This is a genomic window from Mesorhizobium sp. CA7 (assembly GCF_020165015.1).
GTDB lineage: Bacteria > Pseudomonadota > Alphaproteobacteria > Rhizobiales > Rhizobiaceae > Mesorhizobium.
On the sequence record NZ_JAIUHH010000001.1, the window covers coordinates 69800 to 90933 of the forward strand.

Annotated in this window: 21 protein-coding genes; 14 read left to right on the forward strand and 7 right to left on the reverse strand. The window is 62.0% G+C overall.

The annotated features are described in order from the left end of the window. The first annotated feature begins 2 nt into the window (after window positions 1-2). Both LB552_RS00300 and LB552_RS00305 read left to right on the forward strand, forming a co-directional pair. Window positions 3-1037, forward strand: coding sequence for a Gfo/Idh/MocA family protein (locus tag LB552_RS00300; RefSeq protein WP_224528599.1), 1035 nt, complete (start codon window positions 3-5; stop codon window positions 1035-1037). Further along, window positions 1034-2938 carry a hypothetical protein gene (locus LB552_RS00305; protein ID WP_224528601.1) on the forward strand — a complete coding sequence of 635 codons (1905 nt, stop codon included), beginning with the start codon at window positions 1034-1036 and terminating at the stop codon, window positions 2936-2938. Before LB552_RS00300 ends, LB552_RS00305 begins: the two co-directional genes overlap by 4 nt. 2 nt (window positions 2939-2940) lie before the next feature. Here the strand turns inward: LB552_RS00305 and LB552_RS00310 are convergent, their stop codons facing one another. Continuing rightward, complete coding sequence (locus tag LB552_RS00310) at window positions 2941-3654, reverse strand: transcriptional regulator NanR (protein ID WP_224528602.1); 714 nt, start codon at window positions 3652-3654, stop codon at window positions 2941-2943. 183 nt (window positions 3655-3837) lie between these two features. Between LB552_RS00310 and oiaX the strand changes: the two genes are divergently transcribed. The 6 genes from oiaX to dhaL all read left to right on the forward strand — a co-directional run bounded on the left by oiaX (window position 3838) and on the right by dhaL (window position 9441). Continuing rightward, window positions 3838-5088 (forward strand): 3-oxo-isoapionate-4-phosphate decarboxylase OiaX, encoded by a 1251-nt coding sequence (gene oiaX / locus LB552_RS00315; protein ID WP_224528604.1) that lies wholly within the window; start codon window positions 3838-3840, stop codon window positions 5086-5088. 2 nt (window positions 5089-5090) lie between these two features. Continuing rightward, window positions 5091-6422: a four-carbon acid sugar kinase family protein gene (locus LB552_RS00320; RefSeq protein WP_224528607.1), complete on the forward strand. Its 1332-nt coding sequence runs from the start codon at window positions 5091-5093 to the stop codon at window positions 6420-6422. 61 nt (window positions 6423-6483) lie between these two features. Beyond that, entirely contained in the window at window positions 6484-7242 is a 759-nt protein-coding gene (locus LB552_RS00325) for a triose-phosphate isomerase (protein ID WP_224544585.1), read from the forward strand. An 11-nt stretch (window positions 7243-7253) separates the two neighbouring features. Then, window positions 7254-7709: an RpiB/LacA/LacB family sugar-phosphate isomerase gene (locus LB552_RS00330; protein WP_224544492.1), complete on the forward strand. Its 456-nt coding sequence runs from the start codon at window positions 7254-7256 to the stop codon at window positions 7707-7709. A 110-nt stretch (window positions 7710-7819) separates the two neighbouring features. Further along, on the forward strand, window positions 7820-8827 hold the full coding sequence (locus LB552_RS00335) for a dihydroxyacetone kinase subunit DhaK (protein WP_224544491.1): 1008 nt from the start codon (window positions 7820-7822) through the stop codon (window positions 8825-8827). Between the two features lie 5 nt (window positions 8828-8832). Next, complete coding sequence (dhaL, locus tag LB552_RS00340; RefSeq protein WP_224528983.1) at window positions 8833-9441, forward strand: dihydroxyacetone kinase subunit DhaL; 609 nt, start codon at window positions 8833-8835, stop codon at window positions 9439-9441. Window positions 9442-9511: 70 nt separating this feature from the next. Here dhaL and LB552_RS29805 read toward each other — a convergent pair whose 3' ends face one another. The 6 genes from LB552_RS29805 to LB552_RS00370 all read right to left on the reverse strand — a co-directional run bounded on the left by LB552_RS29805 (window position 9512) and on the right by LB552_RS00370 (window position 13741). Next, window positions 9512-9850, reverse strand: coding sequence for an integrase (locus LB552_RS29805; protein ID WP_411909040.1), 339 nt, complete (start codon window positions 9848-9850; stop codon window positions 9512-9514). Between the two features lie 255 nt (window positions 9851-10105). Next, window positions 10106-10228 (reverse strand): DUF6527 family protein, encoded by a 123-nt coding sequence (locus tag LB552_RS29810; RefSeq protein ID WP_411962570.1) that lies wholly within the window; start codon window positions 10226-10228, stop codon window positions 10106-10108. A 747-nt stretch (window positions 10229-10975) separates the two neighbouring features. Then, window positions 10976-11116: a hypothetical protein gene (locus LB552_RS00355; protein WP_224601168.1), complete on the reverse strand. Its 141-nt coding sequence runs from the start codon at window positions 11114-11116 to the stop codon at window positions 10976-10978. A gap of 356 nt (window positions 11117-11472) precedes the next feature. Then, complete coding sequence (locus tag LB552_RS00360; RefSeq protein ID WP_224601169.1) at window positions 11473-11688, reverse strand: hypothetical protein; 216 nt, start codon at window positions 11686-11688, stop codon at window positions 11473-11475. A gap of 23 nt (window positions 11689-11711) precedes the next feature. Continuing rightward, window positions 11712-13346: a chaperonin GroEL gene (groL, locus tag LB552_RS00365; RefSeq protein WP_224601171.1), complete on the reverse strand. Its 1635-nt coding sequence runs from the start codon at window positions 13344-13346 to the stop codon at window positions 11712-11714. Between the two features lie 56 nt (window positions 13347-13402). Then, window positions 13403-13741 carry a co-chaperone GroES gene (locus LB552_RS00370; RefSeq protein WP_224544547.1) on the reverse strand — a complete coding sequence of 113 codons (339 nt, stop codon included), beginning with the start codon at window positions 13739-13741 and terminating at the stop codon, window positions 13403-13405. Between the two features lie 492 nt (window positions 13742-14233). Here LB552_RS00370 and LB552_RS00375 point away from each other — a divergent pair, with 492 nt between their 5' ends. From LB552_RS00375 to LB552_RS00400, 6 genes are all read left to right on the forward strand, one after another. Then, window positions 14234-14494, forward strand: a complete 261-nt coding sequence (locus tag LB552_RS00375) for a hypothetical protein (RefSeq protein ID WP_140721212.1) — start codon at window positions 14234-14236, stop codon at window positions 14492-14494. Beyond that, window positions 14491-14856 (forward strand): hypothetical protein, encoded by a 366-nt coding sequence (locus tag LB552_RS00380; RefSeq protein WP_224601173.1) that lies wholly within the window; start codon window positions 14491-14493, stop codon window positions 14854-14856. The genes LB552_RS00375 and LB552_RS00380 overlap by 4 nt, the downstream gene beginning before the upstream one ends. Window positions 14857-14939: 83 nt before the next feature. Then, window positions 14940-15164, forward strand: a complete 225-nt coding sequence (locus tag LB552_RS00385; protein WP_318012005.1) for a hypothetical protein — start codon at window positions 14940-14942, stop codon at window positions 15162-15164. A 124-nt stretch (window positions 15165-15288) separates the two neighbouring features. After that, window positions 15289-15579, forward strand: coding sequence for a DUF1488 domain-containing protein (locus tag LB552_RS00390; protein WP_224601174.1), 291 nt, complete (start codon window positions 15289-15291; stop codon window positions 15577-15579). Then, a complete protein-coding gene (locus LB552_RS00395) occupies window positions 15573-16391 on the forward strand; it encodes a transglutaminase-like domain-containing protein (RefSeq protein ID WP_224601177.1) in 819 nt (272 codons plus the stop codon). The genes LB552_RS00390 and LB552_RS00395 overlap by 7 nt, the downstream gene beginning before the upstream one ends. Window positions 16392-17518: 1127 nt before the next feature. Continuing rightward, entirely contained in the window at window positions 17519-21040 is a 3522-nt protein-coding gene (locus tag LB552_RS00400; protein WP_224601178.1) for a DUF5801 repeats-in-toxin domain-containing protein, read from the forward strand. The last annotated feature ends 94 nt before the right edge of the window (window positions 21041-21134 follow it).

The window sequence follows — 21134 nt, forward strand, 5'->3', positions numbered from 1 at the left end:
GCATGGCTGAGTTGCGTGGAGCGCTGATCGGCTGCGGCTTCTTCGCCGTCAACCAGATGCATGGCTGGCGCGATATAGACGGCACCTCGATCGTCGCCATCTGCGATCGCGACCCCGAGCGACTACGGATCGTCGGCGACCAGTTCGGCATCGAGCGGCGCTATGGCGATGCGGCCGTGATGTTTGCCGGCGAGACGCTCGACTTCGTCGACATCGCCACCACCGTCGGCAGCCATCGGCCGCTGGTTGAGATGGCTGCGGCCAACCGCGTGCCCGTGATCTGTCAGAAGCCGTTTGCGCCGTCGCTGGCCGACGCCAAGGCCATGGTGAAAGCCTGCGCGGATGCCGGCGTGCCGCTGATGGTGCACGAGAACTTCCGCTGGCAGTCGCCGATCCAGGCGGCGCGCGCGGTTGTCGACAGCGGTGAGATCGGCAGGCCGTTCTTCGGGCGCATCTCGTTCCGCTCGGCCTATGATGTGTTTTCCGGTCAGCCTTATCTAGCAACGGGCAAGCGCTTCATCATCGAGGATCTCGGCATCCACATCCTCGACATCGCACGCTTCCTGCTCGGCGACGTATTGAGCCTCACGGCGCGTACTGCGCGCGTCAATCCAGCCATCGCCGGCGAAGACGTGGCGACGATGCTGATGGATCATGAGGGCGGCGCAACCTCCGTGGTCGATTGCAGCTATGCGACGAAGCTTGCCACCGAGCCGTTCCCGGAGACACTGATCGAGCTTGACGGGACGGACGGCACGATCCGCCTGGCGCAGGGCTACCGCCTGACGGTCACCGGCAGGAGCGGCACCAGCGTCACCGACGTCTCGCCGCCGCTGCTTTCCTGGGCGTCGCGGCCGTGGCACAACATCCAGGAAAGCGTCGCGGCGATCCAGAAGCACTGGGTGGACTGCCTTGCCGCTGGCAAGGAACCCGCCACCTGCGGCGCCGATAACCTCAAGACATTCGCGCTGGTCGAGGCCGCCTATGCCGGTGCGGCCAGCCGGCAACCGGTACGGATCAACGAGCTGCTCAAATGACCGCTGATCCGTTCCTGCTCTACGGGACGCACGCGGTCGAAGCCGAGCCTGTCAGGCTCAGCGCAGGACCGCTTAGCGCCGATTTCGTCAACGGCAATCTGCGCACCATTCGCCACGCCGGCACCGAGGTGCTGCGCGCCATCGCCTATATCGTGCGCGACCGTGACTGGGGCACTTATGAACCTGCGCTGGCGGATCTGGCCATCGAACAGAAGGACGACCATTTCTGGGTGCGCTACTCGGCAAGCTGCGAGGGGCCGGACGGAAGCAGGCTCGGCTTCCAAGCCGCGATCGACGGCCATGCGGATGGCCGGCTCAGCTTCGATGTTACCGCCCTGCCCCAGAGCGATTTCGAGACCAACCGTTGCGGTTTCTGCATCCTGCATCCGATCGCCGGCCTCGCCGGCAGCCCGGTGAAGGTCGAGCACACGGACGGCACCATCGTAAATACCAAGCTGCCGCTGCTGATCGACCCCTGGCAGCCTTTCAAAGACATGCGCGCCATCACTCATCAGGTGCGGCCGGGCGTTAGCGCCGAATGCCTGATGGAAGGCGACATTTTCGAGATGGAAGACCAGCGTAACTGGTCGGATGCCTCCTACAAGACCTATGTGCGGCCGCTCGCTCTGCCATGGCCCTATATGCTGCCGGCCGGCCAGCCGATGCGACAGACGATCGGCCTGCGCATCACCGGTGGCTCCAAGGAGACTGCCAAGGCGATCGGCGCCGAGCCGGTCCGCATCGAACCAGGCGAGACCGGCGCGAAGCTGCCCGATGTCGGCCTGGTCATTTATCCGGAAGATGTCGAAGCGGCATTGGGCAACCTTCCGCTGCTCAAGAAGCTTGGCCCACAGCAGCTCCTCCTCCATTACGATTCGACACGCGGCCACGGCCGGGACGCCTTGCAGGCTTATGCCAGGCTCGCCGCAGCATACCCGGCCTCCACAACGCTCGAATGCGTGGTCGCCTGCGCCGGCGATCTCGACGCCGAGCTCTCCGGTGTCGCCGACATGGTGCGCCGGGCCGGCCTACGGCTCGATGCCGTCGCGGTCTCGCCGTCTGTCGACCGGCAGTCGACACCGCCGGGCAGCGCGTGGCCGGCCTGTCCGCCGCTGGAGGACGTCTATGGCGCCGCGCGGCGCGCCTTCCCGGACATCCGTCTCGGCGGCGGCATGTTCAGCTATTTCACCGAGCTCAACCGCAAGCGCGTTCCCGCCGGCCAGCTCGATTTCATCACCCATTGCACCTGTCCGATCGTGCACGCGGCGGACGATCTCAGTGTCATGCAGTCGCTGGAGGCGCTGCCTTTCATCACTCAGTCGACAAGGTCGATCTATGGGGCGAAGCCTTATCGCATCGGCCCGTCGACGATCGCCATGCGGCAGAATCCTTATGGCGGCGCCACCAAGGACAATCCAAACGGCCAGCGCATCGCAATGGCCAATCGCGATCCGCGTCATGCCGGCTTGTTCGCCGCCGCGTGGACGATCGGCTACGCCGCGCGCGTCGCGCCGGCCAGGTTGGAGATGCTGACGCTCTCCGGCTTCACCGGGCCATTCGGTGTGCTGGCGACAACCGGCGAGCCCGCCGAGGAGGGAAAGCCGCGACCGGTCTTCCACGTGTTGCAGGGCCTGGTCGCACTGGCTGGTCATTCGCAAATTGCCATGCGCGTGAGCGACGATCGCGTGGCCGTTCTGGCGGGCCGCTCACCAGCCGGCGCCATCACGGTCTGGCTGGCGAACGTCACATCGGATGATGTGACCGTCGACGCCTCGGCGCTCGCGGGCGGAGCGGCGGGTCCGGTTACGATCTGGGATGGAGCGGGAGCGCGCAGGCTTGCTCCAGGCGCGGTTTCGGGGCCCCTGGCAATGGCCGCCTATGCCGTAGCCAGGATCGGCTGAAGCTACTTCTCGGAGTTCATCACATACAGGGCGCGCGAGCGCTCGAGATGCTTGATCATCGCCTTCTCGGCGCCGTCGGCATCCTTCTTCTCGATGCGGCCGATGATCTCCTCGTGCTCGGTCAGCGTGAACTTTTCCTTGCCGGTCCAGATCAGCATTTCCGTGTGGTATTCCTTCAGCCAGCCGAGCATCGCCTCGCTGACCGCGACATAGATCGGATTGCCCGAGATCGCCGCGATCTGGGTGTGAAACTTCATGTCGGCGGAGATGAAGGCCTCGGCATCGCCGCGCGCGCCACGTTGCTCGGCGACGGTTGCCCTGAGCCGCTGAACGTCCTCGGGCGTGGCCTTCTCCGCCGCTTCCTTGACCATGCCGCGCTCGAAGAAGATGCGCGCACTCTTTAGATGCTCCAGCGTGTCTTTCGATGACGACAGAATGATCTTGGCCGCGCCGTCGACCTGCTTGATGATCGATTTGGCGGTGAGCTGCAGTACCTTGGCACGCTCGCCATGCGAGATGGCGACCAGGCCCATATTGCTCAGTGCCTGCATCGCTTCACGAATCGCCGGCCGGCCGACCTCGAAGCGCTCCATCAGTTCGCGCTCGGACGGCATGTCATCGCCCGGCTGCAATTCACCGCTAGTGATCAGCCGCTTCAGCCTGGCAAAGACTTCATCGGAAAGCTTGCGTCGGACGATCGGTTCCGAACGGTTCATCGCCGCGAATCACTCCCTTGGCCCTGCTTCCAATCTAGCACCGTGACCGCAATTTGCGGAATGTCCATCGTCCTTTGGCGCCGCGCCAGCCAGGATATTGCTTGCAATGCTTATGTACTCATTATACCAGATTTTGGACTCAGGGAATTCTTTTCCAGGCATTTCGAATGGGTATTGCCGGCCATGATCACCCTCACCTATCGCATCGAGACCTCGGGGAGCATCGAGGGACTGGCGGCTAAGATCGCTAGCGACCAGTCGACCGGCACCTTCGTCGCGCTGCCGGGTGAAACCGAGGAGTTGAAGGCGCGCGTGGCGGCGCGCGTGCTGGCGATCCGTCATCTGCCGGATACGGCGCAACCTTCCATTCCCGAGGCCGGCAGCGGTCCCTTCAAGCGTGCCGATGTCGACATCGCCTTCCCCTTGGACGCGATCGGCACCGATCTCGCGGCACTGATGACGATTGCGATCGGCGGCACCTATTCGATCAGGGGCCTGTCCGGTGTCCGGGTCATCGACATGAAGCTGCCGGAAGAATTCAAGGGCGCCCATCCCGGCCCGCAATTCGGTATCTCCGGCAGTCGCAGGCTGACCGGCGTCGAAGGCCGCCCGATCATCGGCACCATCGTCAAACCGGCGCTTGGTTTGAGGCCGCATGAGACGGCTGAAATCGTGGGCGAGCTGATCGGGGCCGGCGTCGACTTCATCAAGGACGACGAGAAGCTGATGAGCCCGGCCTATTCGCCGCTGCCGGAACGCGTGAAGGCGATCATGCCGCTGATCCTCGACCACGAGCAGAAGACCGGCAAGAAGGTGATGTATGCCTTTGGCATCTCGCATGCCGATCCGGACCAGATGATGCGCAACCACGATCTGGTGCTCGAGGCCGGCGGCAATTGCGCGGTGGTTAACATCAACTCCATCGGCTTCGGCGGCATGGCTTTCCTCAGGAAGCGTTCCGGGTTGGCGCTGCATGCGCATCGCAATGGCTGGGACATCCTGACCCGCCACCCCGGCCTCGGCATGGATTTCAAGGTTTGGCAGCAGTTCTGGCGGCTGCTGGGCGTCGATCAGTTCCAGATCAATGGCATCGGCTCGAAATACTGGGAGCCGGATGACTCCTTCATCCGCTCTTTCGAGGCGGTGACGACGCCGGTGTTTTCGCCTGAGGATTGCGCGCTGCCTGTGGCCTGCTCCGGCCAATGGGGTGGACAGGCGCCGGAAACCTATCGACGCACAGGGCGCACGATCGACCTGCTTTACCTCTGCGGCGGCGGTATCGTCAGCCATCCGGACGGACCGGGCGCCGGCGTGCGCGCCGTGCTGCAGGCCTGGCATGCAGCGGTCGAGGGCATTCCGCTGACGGAATTTGCCAAAGCCCATGTGGAACTGGCGCGCTCGATCGAGAAATTCGCCGACGGCAAGGCGGCCTGAGCATGCAGGACCTGCTCCTCAGCTACTACGGCGACGACCTCACTGGCTCGACCGACGTGATGGAGGCGCTGGAACTCGGCGGCGTGCCGACCGTGCTTTTCATACGCAAGCCGGATGCCGGCCTGCTTCAGCGTTTCGCCCATTGTCGCGCCGTCGGGCTCGCCGGCACCAGCCGAAGCGAATCCCCGCAATGGATGGACACGCATCTCAAGGATGCTTTCGTCTGGCTGAAAGCGCTTCAAGCCGAACTCTGTCACTACAAGGTCTGCTCGACCTTCGATTCCAGCCCGACGATCGGCAGCATCGGCAGGGCGATCGAGATCGGCCGCTCGGTCTTCGCTCAAGAAAGCGTGCCGCTGGTGGTCGGTGCGCCGCAGCTCAAACGCTACACCGCGTTCGGCCATTTGTTCGCCGCGTATCGCAACAGATATTATCGCATCGACCGACACCCGGTGATGAGCCGGCACCCCGCGACGCCAATGAACGAATCCGACCTGCTCGTCCACCTGTCACGACAGACCGGGCTTGCCTCCGGATTGCTCGATCTGGCGACGCTGCGCTCGACCGCGCGAGCGGAGACGTTCGACAGGCTGGCCGCCGAAGGCGCCGCAATCGTGTTGATCGATGTCGACAGCCCCGAGACCCAGGCGCTGGCCGGCAAGGAGATCTGGCGTGCCCGCAAGCCGGGCGGATATTTCGTCGTCGGCTCCTCCGGCATCGAATATGCGCTGCTTGCCGAATGGGCGAGCACGGTTTCGGGCGCCGGCACAGATTTTCCCGCACCGGGCGCCGCCGGGCGCATCGCTGTGGTGTCGGGCAGTTGCTCGCCGACGACGGAGCGGCAGATCCGGCATGCGATGAGCGACGGTTTCGACGGCATCGAGGTCGACCCGGTCGAGCTTGTCTCGGAGCATTCCGGCAAGGCGATCGCGCAGGCGATCGCCGCCGGCAGGACCAGCCTCGAAGCGGGTCGAAGCGTCATCCTCTACACCGCGCTCGGCCCTGCCGCCGATCGCGGCGCCGAGATCGACCGCCAGGAAGGCGCGCGCCACAAGCTCGGCCGCGGCCTTGGCGAATTGCTGCGCGAACTCACCATTGCGCATCAGTTAAAGCGCGTGATCATCGCCGGCGGCGATACCTCCAGCCATGCACTCGGGCAGATGGGAGTCGATGCGCTGACGGTCAGGATGCCGCTGCCGGCGTCGCCCGGCTCGCCGCTCTGCGTCGCCCACTCCAGCATCGCCGCAATCGACGGGCTGGAGGTCGCGCTGAAAGGCGGGCAGGTCGGAACCGACCGTTATTTCCTGGCCATCCGCGACGGTTCCGGCGCGTGACAGCGCCATGCCGCACCCGCCCGCATTCGGATCGCCGCCAAAGGACTGACCAATGACACAGATGCCTCAAATCTGGATCGGCACGAGTTGGAAGATGAACAAGACGCTTGCCGAGGCGCAGGCCTTCGCCGGCGGGCTGCTTGCCGATCCGCAAGGCGATCCGCGCATCCAACGCTTCGTCATCCCGCCCTTCACCGCCGCGCGCGAGGTCAAGGCGATGCTTGAGGGTACGTCCGTGAAAGTCGGCGCGCAGAACATGCATTGGGCCGACGAAGGCGCCTGGACCGGCGAGATTTCGCCGGTGATGCTCAGGGATTGCAACCTGGACATCGTCGAGCTCGGCCATTCCGAGCGGCGCGAGCATTTCGGCGAAACCGACGAAACCGTGGCCCTCAAGACGGAAGCCGCGGTGCGCCACGACCTCATTCCGCTGATCTGCATTGGCGAGACATTGGCCGAACGCGAGGCCGGCCTTTCCAGCGAGGTTCTCGACAGGCAGGTGCGCGGCGCACTCTCCAAGCTCGGCGCCATGCAGAAGAGCGCGCCGATCCTGCTCGCCTACGAGCCGGTCTGGGCGATCGGTGCAAACGGCATTCCAGCAACCTCGGATTATGCCGACGCCCGCCAAGCGGAGATCGTCGCTACTGCCCAAGACGTGCTCGGGCGCCGTGTCCCTTGCCTCTATGGCGGTTCGGTCAATCCCGGCAATTGCGCCGAACTAATCGCATGCCCGCATGTCGACGGGCTGTTCATCGGGCGCTCCGCCTGGGCTGTCGAGGGTTATTTCGACATCCTGTCCAGATGCGCCGCAACATTATGAAGGAGACGATCATGAAGCTCGCGGTTGCAGGCGACAGCGCCGGCGAAGGCTTGGCCAAGGTTCTCGCGGATTACCTGAAGGACAGGCACGAGGTGTCGGAGGTGTCGCGCACCGGGGCCGGTCCCGATCTATTCTACGCCAACCTGTCAGACCGGGTCGCGAGCGATGTGCTGGCCGGCAAATATGACCGGGCTATCCTGATCTGCGGCACCGGCATCGGCGTCTGCATCTCGGCCAACAAGGTGCCAGGCATCCGCGCGGCGCTGACCCACGATACGTATTCGGCCGAACGCGCCGCGCTGTCGAACAATGCCCAGATCATCACCATGGGCGCGCGCGTCATCGGCACGGAACTGGCGAAGTCGATCGCCGATGCCTTCCTGAAGGAGACGTTCGATCCGCAGGGGCGGTCGGCAAGCAATGTTGCCGCTATCGACCAGGTCGACGCAAAGTACAACGCCCGCTGAGACTTCGCGGCTTCATGCTTCGCGACCTTGCTTGGACCAGAAGAAGACCGTTTCCCCGCCGTCGCGAAACACTCTAGTCTCACGATCGGAGACGATACAGGGAGACACGAATGAGCCTGACGCAGAAGCTGATCAACGACGGCAATGCCGCCGTGGACGAAATGCTGGTCGGTATCATGGCCGCCCATCCCGAGCATCTCTGGCGCCCTGACAACGCCCCGCGCGCGGTCGTTGCCAAGAATGGCCCGCGGCCCGGCAAAGTCGCGCTGGTGATCGGCGGCGGCTCAGGCCATGAGCCGACCTTCCTGGGCTATGTCGGCAAGGGACTGGTGGATGCCGCAGCGATCGGCAACGTCTTCGCCTCGCCCCCTCCGCAGCCGGCGGTGGACGCGGCGACGGCCGCGAGCGGCGGTGCAGGCGTCCTGTTCATGTATGGCAACTATGCCGGCGACGTGATGAACTTCGACATGGCCGCCGAGCTGCTGGAGATGGAAGGCATTGAGGCACGCACGGTGCTGACCACCGACGACATCGCGTCGGCGCCGCGCGACCAAAGGCAAAAGCGCCGCGGCGTGGCCGGCAACGTGTTCATCTTCAAGGCCGCTGGTGCTGCCGCCGACATGATGATGCCGCTGGACGAGGTGGAGCGGATCGCCAGGCACGCCAACGACCGCACTTTCACCATGGGCGTGGCGCTCTCGTCCTGTTCCCTGCCGCAGACGCGGAAGCCGAGCTTTGATCTTCCCCTTGGCGAAATGGAAATCGGCATGGGTATCCATGGCGAACCGGGGGTGCGGCGCGGGCCATTGCGTTCGGCCAATGATGTCGCCGACGAAATCATGGACGCGATCCTGGCGGAAATGGAGGCGCCGGCCGGCTCTCGTGTCGCTGTTCTGGTCAACTCGCTCGGCGCAACACCGCTGATGGAACTCTACATCCTGAACGCGCGGATCGCGGAGCGCTTGAAGTCTGCCGGACTGGCGGTCCACAAGACGCTTGTCGGCTCCTATTGCACGTCGCTCGACATGGCCGGCGCGTCGATTACCATCATGCATCTCGATGACGAATTGCAGCGCATGATCGACCATCCCTGCGACTGCGCCATGTTCCGGAGTTGAGCGAGATGGAGTTTACGACCGCGGATTTGAAAATTCTTTTCGGCACCATCTCTGCGCGGATGGCAACTGAGCGCGACAGGCTCTGCGCCCTTGACGGGGTCATTGGGGACGCCGACCACGGTATTGCCATGGAACAAGGCATGAAAGCCGCGGCCGATGCGGCCCAGGCTACCGAGGGCACGCTGCAGGACGTCTTCAATGCCGCCGCCAAAGGCTTTCTCAACGCAGTCGGCGCGTCCTCAGGGCCACTCTATGCGACCGCCCTTCTGCGCGCCGGCAAGGCCGCAGGTCCGCGCGGATCAATGCCGAATGGCGAACTGCGGACCATCATTGCGGCGATGCGCGACGGCATCGTCCAGCGTGGCAAGGCGGAACCCGGCCAGAAGACGATGCTCGATGCCTGGGGACCGGCCGCCGATGCCGCACTCGATGGTCAGAATGCTGATGCCATAGTCACGGCTGCCCGACAGGGAGCAGAAGCGACACGCAACATGGTCGCAACCGTCGGCCGCGCCGCACGTCTCGGCGAGCGTTCTTTGGGCCACCCGGACCCGGGCTCGATTTCGGCCGCCATGCTGGTCGAAGAAATCTGCAACGCCATGAAAGCCGCTTGACCGTCCTTTAGTCGGCGATGAGCTCCCGGCGAATGGGCTGACTTGCACCGCAAGCCCAGCCGTATCTAAGCTATTGTCGTTTGTTTCTGGTTCTGAAGCGACTTCGACCTACCCGTATGGTCTCCGGCAATGTCTGCTTCCGGGAAAAGGCGAGGCGAAGATCTCTGCCCGACATCAGGCGCGTTGCCGCCGAATCTCGTTGCCAGATCTTAACCAGGTCGCAGCCGCGAAGCTTGCTGTCGATCGCAAGATCGAACAGCGCACGGTCACGAATACGGCGCTCGCGATCGAGGAAGAAGCGGACGGCCCAGATCTGTTTCTGCGTGAGCGGACGCTTGGTTCCCACCTTCTTTCCAGCGTTACAAGCTGCGCGCTCCCGGCTAGCATCATCGAACTGAGAATGGCCCATTTGAGTTCTCCTCGGCCTTGATCGGCCGAAGGAGAAACGGTGCGGGTCGCCGCTCTGGGGCCGACTGCTGACTGTCCGGTCCTGGAGCGGACCCTGCAGATAGCTGCCGTTCGGTAACCGACCTTAGTTCCTGCCACCACTAAACAGGCCGCGCAGCCACTTGCCAAATCGGACCCACCATTTGCGATTGTGCGGGCGAGCGGCATAGTAGGTCTCGCCTCGGTGCTGTTCCGCGATGCGGCCCGCGTTGATGTTCTATTCACTCCACTGGCCTGCCCACAGGACTTTTCCGCCTGTGATGACGGAGTGCGAGCGGCGCGGCAACTGCCAGTTCCCGATTGAGGGAACGACTGTAGGCCCACCGTTCGCATAGGTCACTCGCCATTCAGGAGGGCCGAGCGGCGTCGTAACTTCGTACCGCAACCGCAGGCGCAAAGATGCACAGCGATGTCGAACTCATCGGCCACGTATAGCTCGCGAGCTACACCCCGAAGTTCGCCTACGGTCGCTAGTATCCTCAGGTCCTGGCGCAGCCGAACTGCGCGATACCGACGAGCATCGCTGTGCCGTCCTTCCGGTCCGCCCCGCAAAACGTCCGCTTAGGCGCTTATCTGCCGTTCGTGGCAGCCACCGGAACGACCACGCCACCCAGATGACGGTGCGACATGATCCCGGTGCGATTGAAGGGAAAGTCGATTTTTTCTCATTCGGGGCCGGATGCCGAAAGGGAGCTTCAGGTCTTCGGATGCGCGATAGCGGACGTTTACCGTGAGCGCCTTGAAGTCTCGACCTGATCCAAAGCCGACGTAGGCGCATTAAAGCAGGCGGTTGCTTTCAGCAAGGTGACGCGCCCACCGCATCGTGCCGTCGGTGTCGGCGATCTTTCGTCTTGCGGCTTCGTCGCTTCTGGTCGTCAGCCGCTTCGATAGGACTTTTGCGGCCTCGACGATTGGCTCGATCGTTACGACCGGAGCATCCGGGGTTTCAAGTATCTCGTTATCCTTTCAGGCAAAAAATGAAAGCGAGCGCGGAGCAGCTGCCCGCTCCGGCAAGTTATGCACGGCGACAAGGTTACTTTCGTACGATCCAGGCCAGCAGTGCCGAATCAAAATCGGAGTTGCCGGCCTAATCGCGGATCAGAAGCGCGGCGTTTCCCTGCCATTGATTCTCAGGGATGTGATTTTCGATGACCGATGTTCTGAAGGCGTCGCGCACGATATTGCAGTCAAAAGTCGAAATCACATCGGCGGAATGATCGTTGTCCATAATCCGGCTCCCATCGAGGGGCGGGAGTATGATGGACGCTCTCAAGCGCCGGTGCCCATGTTCTGGCCAGCGACAATGGCACTGTAGGCCCCCGACATTCCGGCGGATTTATTCGTTGGTACATCGGTACAAGTCAGCGGCCGGCCTCTTCCCGCCGCTTGGCGTCTTGATCGCTCAGCCGGCTACCATCTCGTACGCTTGGCCGGCATTGATGCCGACCATGATCTTGTGATCGGACTCGGCGGCCTGGCCGGTGAAGACGTCGAAAACGGTCCAGCTGTCCGGATGGTCCATACGAAGCCCGTGGCGGTTTACCAAATTCCGCGTCCTTTCGTTTTCGCCCGCCGCCGATCGGTTCAGGTTTGCAGAATGAAAAATACCGCCGCCAGGACAAGTACTGTCCACAGCGCCACGCCGAGGTTCAAAGCCAGGCCCCTGCGCGACGAGAGACCTTCTCGCATACGGGCCGCCAGGTTCGTCATATTGCTGGATGTGGCCGAAGCCGCCACGATGGCGACCGGCGACTTGACCCCAAGCCTGCCGAACGCTGGGGGTAGCGTCGGTTCACGCACGGCCGTCTCCTGGCGCCAAGGTCTCAGTATCCCATTCCGCCCATGCCGCCGCCGCTAGGTGAAGGTGCGGCATCCTTGGCCGGAATGTCGGTGATCATGGCTTCGGCGGTGATCAAAAGCGCTGCGATCGAGCCGGCATCCTGCAGTGCCGTGCGCACCACCTTTGCCGGATCGACGATGCCTGCCTTGATCATGTCGACATATACCTCGTTCTGGGCGTCAAAGCCCTGATTGTGGTCCTTGCTGTCGGCAAGCTTGCCGACGATGATCGACCCTTCGACGCCGGAATTCTCAGCGATCTGGCGCATCGGCGCTTCGAGCGCCCGGAGCACGATCGAGATGCCTGCGGTGACATCGATATTGGCGCTGGTCAGGCCCTTGAGCGCCGACCTGGCGCGCAGCAGCGCCACACCACCGCCGGGCACGATGCCTTCCTCGACAGCCGCGCGCGTGGCGTTCAGCGCATCGTCGATCCGGTCCTTCTTTTCCTTGACTTCCGACTCCGTAGCACCGCCGACGCGGATCACCGCAACGCCACCGGAGAGCTTGGCCAGCCGCTCCTGCAGCTTTTCCTTGTCGTAGTCGGACGTGGTTTCCTCGATCTGACCCCTGATCTGGGCGACGCGCGCCTGGATGGTGGCCTTGGCGCCGGCGCCGTCGATGATCGTGGTGGTGTCCTTGTCGATCAGCACGCGCTTGGCGCGACCGAGCATGTCGATGGTGACGTTTTCGAGCTTGATGCCGAGATCCTCCGAGATCATCTGGCCGGCGGTGAGCACGGCGATGTCTTCCAGCATCGCCTTGCGGCGATCGCCGAAGCCCGGCGCCTTGACGGCCGCGACCTTGAGGCCGCCGCGCAGCTTGTTGACGACCAGCGTGGCCAGCGCCTCGCCTTCGACGTCCTCGGAGATGATCAGCAGCGGCCTACCGCCCTGCACCACTGCTTCGAGGATCGGCAGCATCGCCTGCAGGTTGCCGAGCTTCTTTTCGTGGATAAGCACATAGGGCTCTTCCAGTTCGACGCGCATCTTGTCGGCATTGGTGACGAAATACGGGCTGAGATAGCCGCGGTCGAACTGCATGCCCTCCACGACGTCGAGCTCGGTCTCGGCGGTCTTGGCTTCCTCGACAGTGATGACGCCGTCATTGCCGACCTTGTCCATGGCCTTGGCGATCATCTCACCGACGCTGGCATCGCCATTGGCGGCAATGGTGCCGACCTGCGCGATCTCGGCCGACGACTTGACCTTCTTGGCCCGCGCCTTGATTTCCTCAACCACGGCGGTGACCGCCTGGTCGATGCCGCGCTTGAGGTCCATCGGGTTCATGCCGGCAGCGACCAGCTTGGCGCCTTCGCGCAGGATCGAGGCGGCCAGCACCGTGGCGGTGGTCGTGCCGTCCCCGGCAAGGTCGTTGGTCTTCGAGGCCACTTCGCGCACCATCTGGGCGCCCATGTTTTCGAACTTGTCGGTAAGCTCGATTTCCTTGGCCACCGTCACACCGTCCTTGGTGATGCGCGGCGCGCCATAAGCCTTGTCGATGATGACGTTGCGGCCCTTGGGGCCGAGCGTCACCTTGACGGCGTTGTTCAGGAGCTCGACGCCGCGCAGCATGCGGTCGCGCGCGTCGGTGGAGAATTTGATTTCCTTGGCAGACATGATCGTTGATCCCGTTCGAAAATTGGAGTGCGCGGCTTGCCGTGAAGACTGCCCGGTCAGGCGGCGTTCTTGACGGCCATTGTCTTGTCGACGATGCCGGTCTCGCTCTTGTCGATGATGCCCATGATGTCGGCTTCCTTCATGATCAGAAGGTCCTCGCCATCGATCTTGACCTCGGTGCCGGACCATTTGCCGAACAGGATGAAGTCGGCGGCTTTCACATCGGGCACGATCAAGGCGCCGCTTTCGTCGCGTGCTCCCGGGCCGACGGCGATCACTTCGCCTTCCTGCGGTTTCTCCCTGGCATTGTCGGGAATGATGATGCCGCCCTTGGATTTGGTATCGCCTTCGGCGCGGCGAACGACGACGCGGTCGTGGAGTGGCCGGAATTTCATGGGAACTTCTTTCTGTGGCCGGCATTGGGCGGCCCCTGCCTCTGTATAGGCGGGTTGGCACTCGATAGATAGGAGTGCCAGAATTATTTCTCGCCGATGGCCAAGAATTCGAATGAAATAATTCGAGCCGCGCAGAAATTCATCCGTACTTGTGGGAAATTTTCTGCCGGCTTGAATTCTGCGGGCGTGCGTCTGTTATTTCAAGGGACAAATAAAAAGCGTCTCGACCTTGTTTAGAACTCAAATGAGGCGCATAGGTAAAACTCGTTGATTTGGTCGAGTTGGCTTTGTGTCAGAGCCCCGCCATTCACCACCGAATTCTCGAAAACGAGTGCAGCGCCGGTCCGGCGCACATTTCGTTCCGTTCGAACCCCTGGAATGACATCGACGCTGACCACGAATGTACTGGCAGCGTCGGGCATCATTCCGGTGGTTCGAGTGGGAATGATAGGGAAACGCGCAGGCGCGGGTTTCCGCTGAAAGCCGCAACAAATGACCAGCCGCACCACACCAACTATCGTTCGCTTCAAGTCGGCGTTTTCGCTGCCCGGCTTTGATGCACCGCAACCACCCGGGGATTACCGCGTCGATCACGACGAGGAAGCCCTCGAAGGAGCTTCCCTGATCGCGTGGCGCCGCGTCGCCACCTTCATTCACCTGCCGGCGATCTCCGCAAGCGGTGCTACGCGGCAGATGGTGCCGATCGAACCGGCATCGCTCAAAGCCGCACTGGAGCAGGACCAGAGACAATGATGAGAACCACGATGATGCAACGCAACCCACACCCGGTCCGCCGCGAAGCCGCAACGCATCTATTTGCCCTCGGACAGGCTGTCCGGCTGAAGGGCGGCTTCGGCACGTTTCCAAAGACTTCGGAAATCTACCGGATCACAGCCAGACTCCCGCCGAGGGAAGATTCGGCGCAGTACCGCATCCGCAACGACGGCGAACCTCATGAACGGGTGGCGACGCAAGACAGTCTCGAACCGGTCGCCACATCGCCGGGTGACACCATAACGCTCATCGAAAGGACGTTCGCACATGGCAAAGGGACCGAAACGCTCGAGCCGGGAAATCAGGAAGCCGAAGCAGGAAAAGGCCCTGCCCAAGCCTAAAAGCGTGTTCGGCGCCCACACCAGACTTCCTGACATCAGTACCCCTCGCGGCTAAGGCGAGAACTGACACAGCGAGATGGATGATGATGAAGATCATGATCGAATTCTATCGCACCCGAGAAGCGGACGATGCGCATGCCGTGCTCGGCCGCGAGGCCGCGGAAGCCGCCGACCTCGACGATGCGATCGAAATCGCCAGGCTTTTGGCTGGGACCCTGAACATGCCGCAGCGGCCGGACGCCATGACGATCGCCGATGCGAATGGCGCAACGCTCTATTCGGGCGTTCTCGCCGGGGAAGGCGAGTAATGAGGATCGGCTAACATCATGAGTGGCCATAACGACGAAAGCTGTCGGACCCGCAACGTCGCCGCGCTTGCGGTCTGGGAAAATGAGGGCGGCGCGTCCGGGCGCAATTTCTATGGACCATCAAATGGCCGTCGAGTGGAAGTTGGTCGCTCCTGGACCGACTTCCACGTTTTCAGCGCGCAACGCCGTCGGCCTCACCGATCATGACGGCTTGCTTCTTGGTCGATGTCAGGCGCTCGCGAAATCGGATATCGCCTTGGCCGAGACCGGGCCTGCTGAAACAAGATACCTTTCAGCATTCGAGGCCTTGCTGATGTCCATCCATGATGTTGCTTGCCAAGCCTACTCCCGCAACCGTCGCGAATCCTGCACTCTGACCCCCGCTGATTTCCGGCAGGAAAGATCCACATGCTGATCCGCTACGGCTATGAGATCACGCTGACCTGCCAGCAACCGACCGCATTGGTATGCCTGCTATCGGTCCACGACGACCGCGCGGCCGACATCAGGATCCCCGAAACGGTCTTCACCACGCCCGATGTTCCGACATCGACCTACCATGATCTCTTTGGCAACCGATGCCGCCGGCTTGTCGCGCCCGCGGGCGACCTGACGATATGGGGCGATGCAACGATCGAGGATGACGGCAAGATAGACAGGCTGCTGCCAGCTGCCCGCGAAGTAGCGGTGTGGGATTTGCCGGACGGCTGCCTTGTCTACCTAATGGGCAGCCGCTACTGCGAAACCGATCGTCTCAGCCAGGCGGCGTGGGACATGTTTGGCGCCACTGCCCCAGGTTGGGGCCGCGTGCAAGCAATCTGCGACTTCGTCCACGGTCATATTCAATTCGACTACATGCAGGCCAGATCGACGCGAACGGCCTTCGAGGCGTACCAGGAACGCATAGGCGTCTGCCGCGACTTCGCCCATCTCGCGCTGACTTTGTGCCGCTGCCTCAATATTCCTGCACGCTACGTCAACGGACATCTCGGCGACATCGGGGTCCCGGTCGTCGACCCCATGGACTTCAGCGCCTGGATCGAGGTCTTCCTGGACGGTGCTTGGCATACTTTTGATCCCCGAAACAACACGCCCAGGATTGGCAGGATCGTCGTCGCCCGCGGCCGCGATGCGGCCGACATTCCGCTCATCAACTCCTTCGGCCCGCATGTTCTCAAAGGGTTTCGGGTCTGGACCTACGAAGTGCAGAACCTTCATCTCACATGAACAATTTGCAGGCGGGGCGCGGCCTCTCGACCTGTTGAAGTAGGGGCCGTTTCTGGCGCCAAGCGGATCGTCTGCTAGTGGCGCTATGATGACTTCCAGCGCGGTCGCCTGCGACGTCCGCTTTTAGGCAGGGGCACAGCTAACTTTAATGACCAAAGTGAGGCGCAAAGCTGTCGTTCATATTGGAAATGTGTGATGAAGCGCGCTATCCGAACACCGCCCATATCATAAGCCGGTGCCTTACAAACCGACCAAAAACCGAACCTAATACCCCGCTTTGTCCATAAGCACCCGCAATTCGGGCTGAGGTGCGACCCAGATTCCGAAAGTTCCAGGAACCCCAGGGAAATTGGATGCCGCATCGGACTTTAAGGCCCATGGATATCGCAGCGAACATTCGCGATGGAACGGCCAACATCGGCGGCAAGAGAGCGTCCGAATGGGACTGTCGGCGGCTCCGTCGTGGGAACGAAAAAAGAAGAGAAGCAGAACGTTTGTGTGCGATTTTTGCACACGGCTGCCCGCAACCATCTGATATTACTTAGCTATCTGCCCGATCCATCATTGGTGCTATGGCGAGCGTCGTCTGCATAAGCCTATTCAATGCTGTTTGCCCCTGTCATAATCAAATCTGTCAGCGCAATATACCGCATTCTCTTTTATTTTCAGATACTTCGATGAACAGGGACATAAGTCCCATTCGAGAGGGACCATTTTCCCCAGTCACATAGTTATTAAAAAATCAATAGTCCAGTTTTAATTTTCCACAAATAAGAGTAAACATTAGCTGCTCATAATATGGGCAGTGGAGGCGTGCAGGCAGTCATGCCTGTTGGGGAGGGGCGGTTAGTATGCCCTCATCATTTATCTTCGGCGCCCGCCGTGGGCGGATTGCCGATGCGCACAGGACGCATCCCCCCAGCAATGTCTGACGGGGCAAGGAGCGGAGGATCAGCGGCGGCTCCTCCGAACCCCCTCTACCCCTCCCGAGAGTCAATTCACCACTCCAGTTTTCTTTAACGATGGCGCGTAGCGCTGGCCTGGCCAGCGGATGCGCGTCCGTGCGGCCGGTTGCCAGCGTTGGGGCTGAAATCGCGCTGCCGCATTGAAACCAGGGAGAATTTCCAATGGCACTCGATATCACAGCTCAAGACATCATCATCGACGAGACCACCGGCCCGCAGGATGACGACATCAACCCGGCCCTTCCGCCGCACAGCACCAACGACACGCTTACCTATCTCTTGGGCCTCGACGGTCCGGGAGGGCTGGCCTCACCCGAGGTCGCCTTCCAGAGCGACTTCGTGATCGCCACGGCAAATGCGGGCGAAACCATCACCTCGGTTATTCTCACGCAGAATGCCTCCGGAACTCCGTTTTCGACCACCGTCGGCGTCAACAGCGGCATCCGGACGGTCGATGGCAATTATGTCTGGCTGTTCCAAGATCAAACTCACCCAAACGTTGTGATCGGCGTCATTGGGACCTCAAACGCGGCCACCATGCCCGCCCCGACCGGCCCACTCGCCTTCTCGTTTGGGCTGGCCAGCACCAGCGCCACCAATGCAGACCTGTACCTGGTTCAGTATGTGCCGTTGTTCCATCCGGATGCAACCAACCCGAACGACCAAATCGATCTGCTCAACAAGGTGTTCGCATCGGTCACGGGAACGACCGTGCTCAATTTCAGCCAGCTCGGCGACGCCCCTCCCGGACACAACAATTGGTACATCCTCGACGCCGACGTCGCGAGCTCACAGAAGATCCTTGTCACCGCTCACGACAATGGGGTGCAGGCTGAAGTCAACGTCAGCACGCAAGGCCTGGGCGTCTCATCCCAGGATGTACGCTTCGGCCGTGAGCTTCAGATCGATCTGATAAATGGCGGCACCCAGAGCGCTGGCAAGAACTTTACCGACACGCCGCTCGCGCCCAACTACACCGACCACATCGAGAACGTCTCCGGCGCAGGTTTCTCGATCTCGCAGTCCACACCCACCAACACCGTGGCCGATATTGAGGTCCACGCCTACAACAATAACGACAACGCGAAAGGCTCCGTGTTGCCGGGTGACGACAACGATACCGAGATCAATATCACCGGAGTGACGTTCAAGCTGAACGGCGTCGCGACGACGGCCGCCGCCCTGGGCATAACAGTTGATCTCAGCGGCACCGGAATGGTCCTGCACAACGTCCGCGAGGGCGTGACCGTCGATTTCACGACCGCGGGCGGCTCGGGCGGAACGTTCGACCGATTCACCATCAAGAATATCGACACGGAGAAGGACTATTTCGACGTCAAGGAAGTGCACTTTGCTGGGAACGTGGCCAACGCCTACAACGAACAAGTCGGCTCTTTCATCAACTTCAACGACGATGGACCAAGCATTTCGACGACCGGCACCGAGCCGACGCTGACCGTTGACGAGACGATTCTTGGCACCAACGACACGAAGAGCTTTGCCGCCAACTTCAGCCCGCTCTACGGGGCAGACGGGGCGGGCACGGTGACCTACGCGCTTAGCTTTACGGCAGGTTCGACCGGACTTGTCGACACCGCGACTGGGCAGCCTGTCGTCCTCTCGCTGAGTGGCGGCGCCATCCAAGGTCGCACAGCCACGAGCAACGACCTCGTGTTCACGGTCTCTGTCGACGCCTCGGGCAACGTCACCCTCGATCAGATCCGCGCGGTGGTCCATCCCACCAGCGACCCGGACGAGAGCAAGACTCTGGCAGCCGACAATTTGATCCAACTCACCGCGACCGTCACCGACAAGGATGGTGACCACGCACCGGCCACCCTCGACATCGGCCAGAACCTCAACTTCAAGGACGACGGGCCGAGCATCTCGACGACCGGCACCGAGCCGACGCTGACTGTCGATGACACGGTTCTTACGACCAACGACACCAAGAGCTTTGCAGCGAACTTCAGCTCGGCCTTCGGGGCAGACGGAGCCGGCACGGTGACCTATGCGCTCACCTTTACAGCGGGCTCGACCGGACTTACCGACACCTTAACCGGCCAGGCGGTCGTCCTCTCGCTCAATGGTGCCATCATCGAAGGTCGCACCGCCACAAGCAACGACCTTGTGTTCACAGTCTCCGTTAGCGGTACCGGTAGCGTCACCCTGGATCAGCTCCGGGCAGTGGTCCATCCGACCAGCGACCCGGACGAGAGCAAGACGCTGGACGCGGATAACCTGATTCAACTCACCGCGACTATCATCGACAAGGATGGCGATCAACAGGCGGCCACACTCAACATCGGCCAGAACCTCGTCTTCAAGGACGACGGGCCGACGATCACGGTGCCGTTCGACGGGGACCCCGTTACCCCAGGTATCCAGCACGAGACGCTGGCCAACACGCTCAACGCGTCGGCCACCGGGGCCTTCGGCTACGATGTTGGCGCGGATGCCCACCCAGCCGCGTTCTACGACACCACGCACTCGGACTTTGTCGACCAGGACGTCGTGGCTAGCGGCATCCAGCTCAGCCTTGGTGGCAACCTCACAGGTCTTGTCCCCAACACGCAGACGCCGTTCATTAGCTCGTCCGCGACGCTCCAGTCGGAAGACGCCACCCAGGCAACTTTCAACTGGCAAATATCGTACGACAGCGACCCGAATACGGCCGGCGACCAAACGGCCACGGCGGGCGGCACCCTAGTCTTCAACAAGACTGCTGACACCTACACCATCACCTTGAACGACGCGGTGGAGGGCTTCACCAAAGACATCCTGCACACCAGTGAGCTTCTATCCAAGGAACCCACGAGCAATGTCGGCCACCCGAACATTGTGGTGGAGAAGCTCTTCGAGGCGGACAGCACTCCCGAAACGACCGACCGGGACTTCTTCGTGCAGTTCACGGCGAACTCGGTCACCAATACCATCAAGTTCGGTCTTAACTCCACCGGCGACAGCGACAACGCGACACCCACCGACACCGCGTGGAACCCTGGCGATCTGGTCACCAGCAACCACGAGGACTGGGTGTCTGCCACCCAGAGCACGAACGGGGTCGCGGGCGACACCATCCAGAAAGGCGAGTTGCTGACGCTGCGGTTCTTCGACACCAGCCCCGGCATCGGCACCGAGATCGTCACCCCCAGCCAGACGGCGGCCGACATGGCCATCAAGTTCGACGGGATCGGCACCAGTGAGGACCTGATGGTCATCCTTCAGCTCGTCAGCAGCACGGACAGTAGCGTGCATACCACGAAGGCGATCTACATCGAGAACGCCGACATCTACAAAATGGGGCAGGTGCCCACCGCATACGCAGCGGACTTCCCACTCGATAATAACGACGGCCTCATCATCATCGAGAGGAACGACTACAATGGTGTCGGCGAGAATTGGGTGATCCAGGGTGCCCAGATCATGCAGTCCGGCAACGGAATCACCGGCGACGGCACGGCGATCGACCTGAACCGAGCCACTGGCTCGGGTGGCGGCAGCTCTCAAACCACATTGGTGAACTGGGACCCGACCGACAACGACGTCTTGAAGATCGTGGACCTCGGCTTCACCTCGACGCAGACCACGACACCGGACGCGCACCTCGACTTCGGCGTCCAGATCGCGGACGCGGATGGCGACACGACAGCGGTGCAGCACATTCTGGTCGACATCGCCTGACGCCTGACCTTACGGGGGCAGCCAATGCTGCCCCCGTAACGACACCGGCCCAGACGCCAATTCAACGCCAGGGCCGGGCACTGACAAACGGCAT